Source organism: Caballeronia sp. LjRoot29, from assembly GCF_964252755.1.
In the GTDB taxonomy this organism is placed as follows: Bacteria; Pseudomonadota; Gammaproteobacteria; order Burkholderiales; family Burkholderiaceae; genus Caballeronia.
In genome coordinates this window covers 255,047-267,786 of record NZ_CAXUPU020000004.1, presented here as the reverse complement: position 1 = coordinate 267,786, position 12,740 = coordinate 255,047, and the positions used below count along the sequence as shown (strand labels likewise).

Annotated in this window: 13 protein-coding genes; 3 read left to right on the top strand and 10 right to left on the bottom strand. The window is 60.3% G+C overall.

Annotated features, from left to right (window positions below; genetic code table 11):
* Window positions 1–20 precede the first annotated feature (20 nt).
* A complete protein-coding gene (locus ACSQ83_RS06990; RefSeq protein WP_414950585.1) occupies window positions 21–1,262 on the top strand; it encodes an NAD(P)/FAD-dependent oxidoreductase in 1,242 nt (413 codons plus the stop codon).
* On the opposite strand, the gene ACSQ83_RS06985 is transcribed toward ACSQ83_RS06990, so the two are convergent.
* A complete protein-coding gene (locus ACSQ83_RS06985; RefSeq protein WP_414950586.1) occupies window positions 1,251–2,264 on the bottom strand; it encodes a GlxA family transcriptional regulator in 1,014 nt (337 codons plus the stop codon). The genes ACSQ83_RS06990 and ACSQ83_RS06985 overlap by 12 nt on opposite strands.
* A gap of 218 nt (window positions 2,265–2,482) precedes the next feature.
* Here ACSQ83_RS06985 and xth point away from each other — a divergent pair, with 218 nt between their 5' ends.
* Window positions 2,483–3,286, top strand: coding sequence for an exodeoxyribonuclease III (xth, locus tag ACSQ83_RS06980; RefSeq protein ID WP_436227630.1), 804 nt, complete (start codon window positions 2,483–2,485; stop codon window positions 3,284–3,286).
* A 197-nt stretch (window positions 3,287–3,483) separates the two neighbouring features.
* On the opposite strand, the gene ACSQ83_RS06975 is transcribed toward xth, so the two are convergent.
* Entirely contained in the window at window positions 3,484–3,702 is a 219-nt protein-coding gene (locus tag ACSQ83_RS06975) for a DUF2934 domain-containing protein (RefSeq protein WP_414950588.1), read from the bottom strand.
* A 274-nt stretch (window positions 3,703–3,976) separates the two neighbouring features.
* On the opposite strand from ACSQ83_RS06975, the gene ACSQ83_RS06970 reads away from it, so the two are divergent.
* Window positions 3,977–4,822 (top strand): formate/nitrite transporter family protein, encoded by an 846-nt coding sequence (locus ACSQ83_RS06970; protein WP_414950589.1) that lies wholly within the window; start codon window positions 3,977–3,979, stop codon window positions 4,820–4,822.
* Window positions 4,823–4,978: 156 nt separating this feature from the next.
* Here the strand turns inward: ACSQ83_RS06970 and ACSQ83_RS06965 are convergent, their stop codons facing one another.
* From ACSQ83_RS06965 to coxB, 8 genes are all read right to left on the bottom strand, one after another.
* Window positions 4,979–5,218, bottom strand: coding sequence for a hypothetical protein (locus tag ACSQ83_RS06965; RefSeq protein WP_436227629.1), 240 nt, complete (start codon window positions 5,216–5,218; stop codon window positions 4,979–4,981).
* A gap of 4 nt (window positions 5,219–5,222) precedes the next feature.
* Entirely contained in the window at window positions 5,223–5,723 is a 501-nt protein-coding gene (locus ACSQ83_RS06960; RefSeq protein WP_436227628.1) for a DeoR/GlpR family DNA-binding transcription regulator, read from the bottom strand.
* A gap of 460 nt (window positions 5,724–6,183) precedes the next feature.
* Window positions 6,184–7,200: an alcohol dehydrogenase gene (locus ACSQ83_RS06955; RefSeq protein ID WP_436227627.1), complete on the bottom strand. Its 1,017-nt coding sequence runs from the start codon at window positions 7,198–7,200 to the stop codon at window positions 6,184–6,186.
* Between the two features lie 136 nt (window positions 7,201–7,336).
* A complete protein-coding gene (locus tag ACSQ83_RS06950; protein WP_436227626.1) occupies window positions 7,337–8,608 on the bottom strand; it encodes a c-type cytochrome in 1,272 nt (423 codons plus the stop codon).
* Between the two features lie 5 nt (window positions 8,609–8,613).
* On the bottom strand, window positions 8,614–9,012 hold the full coding sequence (locus ACSQ83_RS06945; RefSeq protein WP_414966630.1) for a hypothetical protein: 399 nt from the start codon (window positions 9,010–9,012) through the stop codon (window positions 8,614–8,616).
* Window positions 9,013–9,022: 10 nt separating this feature from the next.
* A complete protein-coding gene (locus tag ACSQ83_RS06940; RefSeq protein ID WP_436227692.1) occupies window positions 9,023–9,604 on the bottom strand; it encodes a cytochrome c oxidase subunit 3 in 582 nt (193 codons plus the stop codon).
* Window positions 9,605–9,614: 10 nt separating this feature from the next.
* Window positions 9,615–11,594 carry a cytochrome c oxidase subunit I gene (ctaD, locus tag ACSQ83_RS06935; RefSeq protein WP_436227625.1) on the bottom strand — a complete coding sequence of 660 codons (1,980 nt, stop codon included), beginning with the start codon at window positions 11,592–11,594 and terminating at the stop codon, window positions 9,615–9,617.
* A 20-nt stretch (window positions 11,595–11,614) separates the two neighbouring features.
* The gene (coxB, locus tag ACSQ83_RS06930) at window positions 11,615–12,613 is read right to left on the bottom strand and encodes a cytochrome c oxidase subunit II (protein ID WP_436227624.1); all 999 of its coding nucleotides are present in this window, start codon (window positions 12,611–12,613) and stop codon (window positions 11,615–11,617) included.
* Between the last annotated feature and the right edge of the window lie 127 nt (window positions 12,614–12,740).

The following is a 12,740-nucleotide window of genomic DNA, read 5'->3' as shown; positions in this document are numbered from 1 at the left end:
AGCACGAGGACAAGCAAACCATGACAGCGCAACAGCGCCAGACAGAGCATCCCGTCTCCAATAACGACGCACAGAAGGGTGCCGCGGTCGTCATCGTTGGCGGAGGCGTCACGGGCCTGAGCGCCGGATGGTGGCTAGCCCGCGCAGGCGTGGACGTGCTTGTACTCGATGCAGGCCTGATCGGCTGGGGCGCATCCGGGCGCAACGGCGGCGGCTGCTCGCATCATCACAGTCCATTGTTCCTGGAAGAGCAGCGGCTCTGGCCGATGATGGACGAGTTACTCGGTTATCCTACGGAATTCCGGCCCAGCCGAATTCGTATCGCGCTCGACGAGCATCAGTTCCAGCTATATCGCCGGGCACTCGATAACGGCGCGTTTCATGGCTTGCGCTCCGACATCCTCGACCCCGCGCAGGTCCGCGAACTCGTGCCCTTCGCGGGCGACAACGTCTTCGGCGGATACTTCTATCACTTTGGCGGCCATGCGAATCCGCACCGCACGCTGCAAGCCTACGCATGGGCAATGCAGGATCACGGCGGGCGCTTGTTGCAGCATACGAACGTGACCGGCTTCACGACGAATAACGGACACATCACTGGCGTCAACACGAATCGCGGCCACATCGCGTGTGATCACCTGGTCCTTGCTGCGGGACTGCACACGGGCGAACTTGCCGCGCAACTTGGCGTGGATGTCCCGCTTGCGAGCGCGCGTGCCGAGATGATCGTGACGGAACCGCTGCCGCCCATGAACATAGGCGGCGTCGACGGCAACGGCCTGTATGGACGGCAGACACTGCGCGGTAATCTCGCCTATGGCGGCGGTCCGCACGAGTGGATCGATCTCGCCGATGCGAACCGCCAGCGGCCTCATTCCACCCCTTTGCAATGCAGTATCGCGGCCCGCGTGGCGGGCTTGTTTCCGAAGGTCGCGCATGCGCGTGTGATCCGGAGCTGGGCGGGTTTTATCGAGAATACGCCGGACGGGCGGCCGATTATCGACCAGCCTGGCCAGTTCGATAACCTCACCCTGGCGACGTTATCGAGCGTCGGCTTCGGGTTGTCGCCGGCGAGCGGTCACGCTATTTGCGATCTCGTGACTGACGGCAGATGCAGCTTTGCGGATCTGTCGAGCTTTGCGCTTGCGCGATTTGCGAATCTTGAACCGGACTGGCGAGCGTTGCAGGGATGGCTGCCGCTGGCTTCGGAGCCCGCCTCACAGCCAACCTCGCAAGACCTGCTCGCAACGCTAGGAGCGTGACTGAGCGCCTCGCAGATCGGACGGACTCGCCTGATACACACGACGCACCCAGCGCGCCAGATGCGAGGGCGAAGCAAAGCCGGTAGCGAGCGCAACGTCGGCGACCGGAACGCTTGAATAGGCCAGCAATTCGTGCGCGCGTTCAAGCCGCAGCTGCACGTAATAGCGTGCGGGCGTGGCATTCAGGTGACGCAGGAACAGGCGTTCAAGTTGTCGCGATGTCATGCCGATGGTCGTCCCTATCTGCGCAATCGGCAGAGGGGCTTCAACGTTCGCCCGCATCAGGTCGATCGCTCGCCGGATGCCTCTTGGCAGGCTGGCGTGATTGTGGTCGCGCCAGCCGCGCTGATCGTCGCGGCCATCGCGGATGCGTTCATGGTGAAACTGGTTTGCCACGCGCACCGCAAGCTCCGCGCCGTGCTGCTCGGAGATCAGGTGCAGCATCATGTCCATTGCCGCGATGCCGCCTGAGCATGTCATCCGGTTTCTATCGATCTCGTAGATCTTTCCCGAGCACAGCAGGTCGCGAAACTCCTCCGTGAACGCCGGCAGGTTTTCCCAGTGAATGGTGCATTGATAACCATCGAGCAACCCCGCGCGAGCCAGCAGATAACTGCCTGTGGACAGGGACCCGATCACTGCCTTGCTGCTCGCCGCAGTGCGCAGTGCGCGCAGATAGCGGGGTTCGAGTTCGGGGTCGAGCCGCAGGCCGCCGCACACGAAAAGATAATCCGCGTGACGCATGGCCTCGGCGAGCGGGCGAGCCTGCAGTTCAATTCCGTTCGAGGCCTGTACCGGCGCTCCGTCGAGACTTGCCATGTCCCATGCATAGAGCGGCTGCGCCGCGAGGCGATTAGCCGAGCGCAAGGGTTCGATCGCGGATGACAGGCTCATCATGGACAGCCCTTCCACCAGCAGGAACACAAAGCGCCGCGTAGTAACAAGCGTTGGCGATTCGGATAGGTGAAACGGGCTTAGCGTATCGACGCTGTCAGGATTCATGGTCCACCGATTGCATTTTTGCGAGTAACGCTTGCGCTGCTGGAACTAAGCGAGCGAGCCTTGACTATCCTAACGCCTTAAAGAAAATGGCGGTTATTTTCTGTATTTTCCTTTAAGTTAAAGGCTCCCGTTTTGGTCGAGTTGCGTCTGGAATCGGCGCAGCACGTTTTTTGCTGGGAGGCCGGGACCTTGCAATTTCTTCCGGGAAGCTTAGGCAAATGAAAATAGCGACCTTCAACGTCAACGGGATTCGTTCGCGGCTATCCGGATTGCTGGAATGGCTGGCTAAGGAAAAGCCCGACGTAGTTTGCCTGCAGGAACTCAAGGCGGCGGATGCCGGATTTCCTGTGAAGGAAATCAACGGGGCAGGGTACGGTGCAATCTGGCACGGCCAGACTTCATGGAATGGCGTCGCGATACTGCAGAAGGGCGCTGATCCGCTCGAAAGCCGCAGAGGCTTGCCCGGCGATAAAGACGATAAACAAAGCCGCTACATTGAAGCGGCCATCGACGGCATGGTCATTGGTTGCCTCTATTTGCCGAATGGCAATCCGCAGCCGGGTCCAAAATTCGAGTACAAACTCGCGTGGTTCGAGCGGCTGATCGAGTATTCGGCAGCGTTGCTCGAGAGCAAACATCCCGTCATCCTCGCAGGCGATTTCAACGTCGTTCCTACCGATGAAGACATCTACAATCCGCGCTCCTGGTTAAAGGATGCGTTGCTGCAGCCGGAAAGCCGCGAATGTTTCGAGCGCCTGTTGAGCCAGGGCTGGACCGATGCGCTTCGGCATGTCTACGGCGACGAACGGGTCTATACCTTCTGGGATTATTTTCGGCAGCATTGGCAAACCAACTCCGGTCTACGGATCGATCACTTGTTATTGAGCCCCGATATAGCGGCACGCCTGAAAGCCGCCGACGTCAGCAAATGGGTGCGTGGACAAGCGCACGCCAGCGATCACGCGCCAACCTGGGTTGAACTGGGTCCAGCTAAGCGCAAGCGCAGTGCGAAGGGGGCGTGAAGGCCGGAGATTATGCGCACACTGTCGACATCAGGCCGACGCGGTCTCGTCGCGCGTCGACGTGCCGGCCATCTGTAGGTGAATGCTTCGAGGGCGCCCGCGAATCGGATTTTTATGTGCGTCAGGATTCCGATCTTCGGAGGGGATAGGTTCACATTGGCCCTGGGGTCAACCCTTCACGATGGCGAGGATGAGCGCTAACGAGGGGTTTCACTCGCCGCATCATTTTTAACCGGGCGCTCCTCAGACGAATCAAAACTCGCGGGAGAACCGGACGGAAACGCGTTTTCTCCGCCGCCCAAAATCGTTTGAGCCTGGGCCCAATAAATTTCGGCGCCGCCGTCGGGACAACCTGCTTGTTGCCACAATTCGTAGGCCTTGGTACGGATATCGTCTTCGGTAAATGAGTTCGACATAACGGTCTCCAAATATGCAGTAGTAGGTTCAGCCGTGAGTTAGCGCGACACACGAGGGATGCGGATTCAGTTCAAGGAACGCGGCTTGAGCCAAGGGAAGTAAAGGGACGCGGAGAAGTTAGTGCAATCGGTGTGCCACCAGGAGACGAACTATGTCGACAACACCCAAGGCATCAGCGTTAGGGTGCAGGCATTTATCGTGCGAGGACGTGCATAAGTCCCACGGGAAATATCGACGCCTGGTGACGAATAATTTTCCCAAGGAATGCAAATCATGCCCGGTCCCAACGCTGGCGCCAGCTCCCCTCATCTCGATGACGGAGAACAGAAACAGGCGGCTCAACACACTTCCCCGCGTGCCCTTGTTATTCATGAAGTGGTCAGGGAGGAGGGCGAAGCCGCGATGGAGCGAACGGCCGGTGCGCTCATCATGTCCGCGCTGGCCGCCGGTCTGTCAATGGGATTTTCGTTCTTGGCGCAGGCCATTATTGAAAGTTCGTTACCCGATACATCCTGGCGGCCGCTCGTCGCGTCATTTGGCTACACGGTCGGGTTTGTCATTGTCATTCTTGGGCAGCAACAGCTTTTCACGGAAAGCACGTTAAGCGCTGTCCTCCCGATCCTGACGCATCGCGACGTGAAAACCGTTGCGAAAACAGGGCGGCTTTGGGTACTTGTGCTGCTCGGGAACGTCGCCGGCACATTGATATTCGCGGCCATGCTCCAGATCCCGGGTGTCTTTTCCGATGAGGTCGTCAAGGCGCTAGGAGCTTTAGCGCGGCAACCCTATTCGGGCAGCTTCATGGTGACAGCAGTGCGTGCGGTGTTCGCCGGTTGGCTGATCGCGTTGATGGTCTGGTTGCTGCCAAGTGCGCGTTCAGCTCGGCTCGTGACGATTCTTTTGATCACTTATATAGTCGGGATGAGCAAGCTGTCGCATATCATCGCGGGCTCGGTGGAAGCGAGTTACAGCGTGATGGTGGGCGCTGCAAGCGTATTGGATTACCTGCGTGGTTTTTTTCTGCCCACCTTGCTCGGCAACATGATTGGGGGCATCTCGCTCGTGGCGATCATTAATCATGGTTCCATCGTGTCCGAAATGACGAACCCGGACGATTAACGCGCCACGCTAATGCGTGTACGTGTTACAGGCAGCGTTGAGCTCAAGGAGCTTGAACGAGACGGATGAATTTCAATAATGGCTTTCATTCACGAGACCGAGGCTATCGCGACGAGAATCAGTCTCAGGCATAAATAATCTCGATCCCGTTTCCCGTCACCCAGTCGACGTATTTCTGTTCCAGCCCGGTATCGGTGATCGGGTGATCGATCTTCTCGATAGCGCCGAACGTAGCGAACTCACGCTTGCCGAATTCTTTGAATCAGCGAGCAAATAAACAGACTTGGCCGCGTCGATCATCGCGCGCTTCACATGCAGGTCGATGAAGTCCGGGTATGAAATACCCGCTTCTATCGAGACACCGCCGGCGGCGAGAAACAGTTTGTCGACGAACATGCCTTCAAAAAACGCCGACGCTTTTCTCGCCCGATACCGCAATGGTCTCGGCCTTGAAAATGCCGTCCGTGAGCATGACCCGGTTCGTCGGCTCGCCGCCGAGGATGATGGCGATGTTGAGCGCGGTCGTGACAATGCGCAGGTTCTGCCGCTCCGACAAAGTCCTCGCCAGTTCCGTGGTCGTGGCGCCGCAGTCGAGAATGACCGAGTCACCGTTCGATATGAACCCCGCCGCCTTGCGGCCGATTCGCGCCTTTTCTTCACTGGTCGGAAGTATCCCGGCGTTCCCTGTGTTATAGGCGTCGAGCAGTGCCTTGGGCTGGCGTGACGCCAGACGCACGTTGCCATGCACGCGCTCGACGCGGCCGCCTTTCTGCAATTCATCGACGTCCTTGCGGATCATGGGCATCGAGACGCCCAATTCACTGGAAAGCTCCGATAACTTCACCAGTTTCATGGCCTGCACCATCTCGAAGATTTTTTCTGTTCTAGTCCGCTGATCCATGTCTGCTTTCCCTGCGAAGCCGCCTGAGACACGCGCTGCGTCGACCCGCGTATTGTGCCTCAACCCTCCGAACTGAAAGCCAGCGTCAGTGTTTCCCCGATTACTTGCGTTTTTCATTGGCTTTCGAGCGAAACAACAAGAAACTTGAAGGCATGGCATCGCAAGTTCCCGGACGAAGATCAATTGAAGCAAGCGTTGCGGGCGCTTGAAGATGCGTAAGTAAGGAGATTTGCGCGACGGCGCGGTGGGCGCGATCAGTCGTCTGACCGAGGCGGGCCAGGACATCATCGTCGTGGTTGCCGACGCAACATCGACCTCGAAAATTGGCGCGTTAATGAAGGCGTATCCGGACCGCGTGGTGAACGTCGGGATCGCTCGAAATATATGGCGAGATATAGCGAAGGTCACTGCGGAGAATCCACGTGATCGGTCCGTTGCCCGGGCAGCGCCCTCACTTCGCCTAGCCGGTCTTCAGCACCACCCTGAAGCGCGCGGCGCCGCTCATCATGCGGTCATACGCTTCGGCCGCACGGGCGAGCGGGAACTCTTCGATCATTGGTTTGATACCGGCGAGCGCGCTGAAAGCCAGCGTGTCCTGTGAATCGGCTGACGTGCCCGACGGCCAGCCCTGCACCGAATTGCGCCCCATGATGAATTGTGCGACGGGCACTTCAACAGGCTCCTCGGAAATTCCGACCATGATGAGCTTGCCATTGAGACCCAGACCACCGGCCGCGGCGCTCATTGCCTTGCCGCTCGTGACGGTCGCGAGAATCACGCGGGCGCCTCCGAGCGCCTGCAGTGCCCCGGCCACGTTTTCAACCTTGCTGTCGATATAGTGATGCGCGCCGAGCTGCTTCGCCAGCGCCGCCTTGTCCTGGCCGCGGGCGATGGCAACGGTGCGAAAGCCCATTTTCTGCGCGAATTGCACGCCAAGATGGCCGAGGCCGCCGATGCCGAGGATCGCGACCACGTCGCCGGCGCGCGCACCGCTGTTGCGCAACGCGTTGAAAGTCGTAATGCCGGCGCATAGCAGGGGCGCGGCGTCGACATCGGACAGATCGTCTGGAATACGCGCCAATGCTTCGACCGGCGCGACCATGTACTCGGCGTAGCCGCCGTCGTAGCTGATGCCGGGCACCTGTGCGCGCTGGCACGCCACGAAGTCACCCCGGCGGCAAGGTTCACACTTGCCGCAGTGTCCGCCGTGCCAGCCGACCCCTACGCGCTGGCCGGCCTGCCAACCTTCGACGCCCGCACCCAGCGAATCGATCACTCCCGCGATTTCATGTCCAGGCACCCGTGGGTATTGCAGACCCGGCCACAAGCCATCTTTCGTCAGGACGTCGCTGTGACAGATGCCGCAGGCCTGGATCTTGATGAGCACATGGCCTTCGCCCGGTTCGGGTACATCGCGCTCGACCAGTTCGAGCGGCCCGCCGGCCTGTTTCACCTCAATCGCTTTCATGGTGCGCATGGTGTCTATCCTTCCGATTAATGACGCTATATTTTTGAAAATATTACGCCGATTGGCTGGCCTCTCTTCGAATTTCTATTTTGCAGTGCAAAAATGCGGAAGCCTGCGAGGACCCGCTGAGGCCGGACCGCAGCCGCTACTTGTGAATATCGGCTCTTAGTTGGCTTACGTCGCGTGTTGTAACGGGTAATGCGTTGTTGCCCCACGTCGTCCGGATGAACGTCAGCACCTGCGCGATTTCCGTGTTGGTCAGCTTGCCGGCGTAGGCTGGCATGTTCTCGCGCGGTGGCCCTTGTTGTGTGTCGGGGGAATTGCCGCCTTCGACCATCAAGCGCATTAACGAGGTGGTATCGGCGCCCAGCACGGCGGAATTGCCCGCGAGTTTCGGATATTTTTGCGGCTTGCCTTCGCCCTCCGTGCCATGGCACTTCGCGCAAAACGAAAGATAAATGCCAGCACCGGGACGTTCGATGTTGCCCGTGCGCGCGGAGGCGGAAGTCTGGCGTGCCGCGAGGGATTGCGGCACGTAAGCGCCCGATGCTCGCTGAGGCGGCAAGCTCTTCAGGTAATGGGCGATTGCGTTGAGATCGTCGTCGTTCATGTATTGCGTGCTGTCTTCCACCACCTGGACCATGCTGCCGAACGTAACCAGTCCGCCGCCATGCCCCGACTTGAGGAACGCCGCGATTTCCGTCTCGTGCACGCGGCCGAGACCCGAGCCGGTGTCGCCAGTCAGGTTCGGCGCGAACCAGTGATCGTTCACGCCGCCAGTCAGATATTTCTCCGACGACTCCGTATAACCGCGTTCGTCAAACGCAGGACCGCGCGGCGTGTGGCATGCGCCGCAGTGCCCAAGCGACTGCACGAGATAAGCACCGCGGTTCCATTGGGCGTCATGCTCCGGATGCGTTGCATACGTTTCGTCCGGTGCGAAGGCGAGGTTCCAGAACGCGAGCGCCCAGCGCTGGTTAAAAGGAAACGGCAGGCGGGTGGGCGGCGGCGCTTTCGAGACCGGTTGTACGCCATGCATGAAGTAGACGTAAAGCGCTTGCATGTCGTTGTCATCGATCTTCGAAAAGGAGGGGTATGGCATCGCTGGATACAAGTGCTTGCCGCCGCGCGCGACCCCTTTGCGCAGAGTCCGGGCGAAGTCTGCGTAGGTGTAGTCGCCAATTCCATATTGCTTGTCGGGGGTGATGTTGCTGCTGACAATCGTGCCGAACGGCGACGCCATGCCTAAGCCGCCCGCGAACGGTGCGCCGCCTTGAGGTGCGGTATGGCAACCGGCGCAATCGCCGGCGCGTGCGAGGTATTCGCCGCGTGCGATCAGGGTTTGATCGACAGTCTGTGCGTGTGAGTTCTCTGTCAATAAGACGAGGCAAGCGAGCAGGGCGGCGGCGCGTTTCATCGGCATCACCACGGTTTGCATGGCGAGACGATCAACGCTGCCATGGCGGTCACGAGCAGTCCGAGAACGAACATCGGACTCGACAGGATGGCGACGCGAAACAGGAACCTCGCAGCCCGGCGGTCAGGGTCAGTGCCTCCACCACCCTGAGGCAGACCCCGCCAGCCCCGCCACGCGGCTGTGAGGCCGCCCAGTGCGACCGCCAGACATAGCAGGCTCACCGCGCCAATGTAAGCGTTCAGCGCATGCAGGTCCGGATACGCGAGCGGGTTTTGGGCCGGGTAACAAGCCTGCGCCGCGAGCGCTTCGCACGTGCAGATCTGCACGATCCACGCGAGCGGTGCACCGAGTAGCGCGTAGAGCTGCTGCAGGGCATCCAGGATGCGTTCGCGGCGTGCCGGCACGGCGTGTCTCCTAGAGAACGTAAGGGCTGATATAAAGCGTCGTAAAAATAAACAGCCAGACGATATCCACGAAATGCCAGTACATGCCGCCTATGCTCAGGACGGTATGACGGCGATCATCGAAATAACCGAGTGCGGTCCAGGCGAGCAACAGGATTAGTACGACGAGTCCGGCGACCACATGCAGCATGTGGAAACCCGTGATGGTGAAATAGAGCGAGCCATAGAGGTGCGCCGACGGTCCGTACGGATGGTCGTGCCACTCCTTGAGTTGTACGCCGACGAAGAGCACCCCCAGCACGATCGCCACGCTCATCCACCGGACCGCCACGTTGCGTCGCTCCCGCTTGACCGCACGCTCCGACAACACCACAAACACGCTGCTGGCCAGTAACACGCACGTGTTGAATAGCGCGGGTCCCGTCTTCGGCAAACCGTCGGGCGGCCACTTGCCGCTGCCTTGCGAGTGCAGGTAAAGGTAGCTGAAGATCAGGTAAGCAAACAGCGCGGCCTCGGTCCCGATCAGCGTCCACATGCCCCACCAACCGCCCGCGTTGCGTCCTTGACCGCCAACCGGCAAGGGACACTCCATGTCGATGACATCAGCCAAGCGTCTCTCCTCCAGGTTGACCGGGTTCACGTTGTCGAAGCGGCGCTTCAGGCCACATCCACGCGGCTAGCGAGATGGCGAAACCCGCCAGCATCGCCAGCGCGAGCCACCACACGTGCAGCAGCATCGCGGCAAAGATCAGCGTGGAGAACAAGCCGAGCAGGAACGGCGCGTACGAGTCGCCGGGCATCTTGAGAATGGCGTCGGGACGTCCATCCAGCGCGCGGGTGGCCAGCGCTTCGCGACCGTGATCAAGAATCAAACCTTCGTCGAGTTGCGTTCGCGGCCGCGATCGATCGTCGAGAAAGAGCCGCTCCTCCCACAGCGGATGCCCGCTTTCCACGACCGGAATGGTCGCGAAGTTGTAGGGGGGCGGCGGTGACGAAACGGACCATTCAAGCGTTGGGGCATCCCACGGATTGTCACCGGCTACGGGGCCACGCTTGTAGCTCCATACGAGGTCCGCGAGAAACATCAGCACGCCGGCCGCGAACACAAACGAGCCTATCGACGTGATCATATTGACCGTGTTCCAGCCCATGTCGCCGGAATACGTATAGATGCGCCGCGGCATGCCGAGCAGCCCCGCTATGTGCATCGGAAAGAAGGCGAGGTTGAAGCCGATGAACAAGACCCAGAACGTGAGCTTGCCGAAGCGCTCGCTCATCAGGCGACCGGTGAATTTGGGAAACCAGAAAACCACGCCGCCGATCACCGGAAACACGTTGATCCCGAGCAGCACGTAATGCAGGTGCGCGACGACGAAATAAGTATCGTTGAGTTGCCAGTCCAGCGGCACGGCCGCCGTCATCACACCCGACACTCCACCAATCACGAACAGCAACACAAAACCCGCGAAATAAAGAAAGGGCACTTTGAACACGGGACGGCCGGTCCAGATCGTCGCGATCCATGCGAAAGTGGCGACCGCACTGGGGATCGCGATCACCATGCTTGCGGAGCCGAAGAACGCAAGCGCCAGCGCGGGAATGCCGGTCGCGAACATGTGATGAATCCACACGATGAAACCGATCACCATGGTGGCGACAGTCGACAGCGCGACCGGCGTGTAGCCAACAAGAGGCCGGCGGCAAAAGACGGGCAGCGCATCCGAAACAATGCCCATGGCAGGCAGGACGACGGCATAGACCCACGGATGCGCGAACATCCAGAACAGATGTTGCCAGAGCAGCGGCCGGCCGCCGTTAAGCACATCGAAGAAATGCGTGCCGAACTGGCGGTCGAGCCAGAGCAGGAAAAACGCAAGGCTCACCGCGGGTACCGCGAGCAGGTTGCCGCCGGATGCCGTGAGCGTCCCCCATACGAGCACGGGCACGCGGTCTATCGACATGCCCGGCGCGCGCATGCGGATAAGCGTAACCACGAAGTTCGCCGAGCCCACGGTAGTCGACGCGCCGAGCAAGACCATGCCGAGCGCGTAGACATCAATGTTCGGCCCGGTGTTGTATTCGAGCCCTGAGAGCGGCACGTAGTTGAACCAGCCCGCGTTGGGTGCCTGTCCAAACGGAAAACTCGAATACAGGAAGATGCCGGCGAACAGGAACAGCCAGTACGAAAGCGCATTGAGGCGCGGGAACGCCATGTCGCGCGCGCCAAGAATGAGTGGCCACAAATAATTGGAAAATCCGGACAGCACGGGCAGCGCGTAGAGGAAGATCATCGTCACGCCGTGCATGGTGAATAGCTGGCTGTATTGCTCGGGTGTGAGCACGGCGGCGTCGGGGCGCGCGAGTTGCACACGCATAATCAACGCTTCCACGCCGCCCATCAGCAGGAACACGAAGGCGGTCACCAGGTACCGCAGGCCGATGCTCTTGTGATCGACCGTCGACAGCCATCCTCGCCAGCCCGGTGGTGCTTCCCAAATCTCCGCGAGGCGCTTTTGCCGGGCGCTTCCGAAGGGCACGCGGCCGCTCTCTGGAACACGGGCGTCGGCAGGCAGGTGGCTCATGAAGCGTCGCTCCTCGATGACTATTTGAGTGTCGCGAGATACGCGGACAAACTCGCCGCCTCGTCGCGTTTCAACGCAATGGAGGGCATCAACGAGTCGGGCTTGATGCGCTGGGCTTCCGTGATCCACGTGAGCTGATTCTGTACGGTGTTTGAAAGCGTTCCGGCCGCAATCAGCCGGCGTGAGTTCAGGTGTGTCAGATCCGGCGCCTGCGCGCCTTGTGCGTCCGTGCCGCGGATCGCATGACAGCCCGCGCATTTATCGAGGAAGAGGGTTTTGCCTGCGGTCACCGCGGCATCGGCCTGCATGTCCGGTACGCGCGCTTGTTGCGCTTGTTGTGCGCTCCATGCGGCGAAATCGGCGCGGCTCTCGGCGATTACTTCAAACGCCATGTGCGCATGCTGTGCACCGCAAAACTGCGAACATTGCCCGCGATACACGCCCGGGGCATCGGCTTGTAGCCATTGCTCGTTGGTCTGGCCAGGAATCGCCTGGGTCTTGCCGGCAAGCCTGGGTACCCAGAACGTGTGGATCACGTCGGCGCTTTTGAGCTTGAACCGCACGGGCTCGCCGGTGGGGATATGGATTTCGTTAGCGGTGACGAAACGCGCGGAAGCATCGGGCGCATCGTCATAGGCTACTTTCCACCACCAATCGTAGGCGGTCACCGTGATCGTCAGCGCGGGTGTTTCCGCCGGTGATGCGACCTGGTCAAGCGTGAATAGCGCATAGACCAGCATGGCAATCAGCACGGGTACGGAGACACCTACGCCGATCACGATCCAGCGCAATCCGTTCGCGCCGTGAGCGAGTTGCTGCAAAGGGGCGTCGGGACGCCGCCGCAGGATAGCGGCGCTCAGCAAGCCGCCGACAATCACGCACACCGCCACGCAGATTGCCGTGAAAATCCAGTCGAGCCGGAGCGTGGGTCCGGCGGCAGGCCCGGCCGCGTGGATGAAATAATTGAGCGGTGCGCCATCGCTCACGGGCACCTGAGATGCCACCCCGGCGAGCGGCATCTCAACTCAGCTTGGTCATAGCTGAGGACAAAGGGACGCAAACGTGGCGGCGGGAATGTGACATCGGGTAACTCCGGGCGGCATTGTCGAGTGGGATGGATCAATCCCTTAGCAATCGACGTGCCTT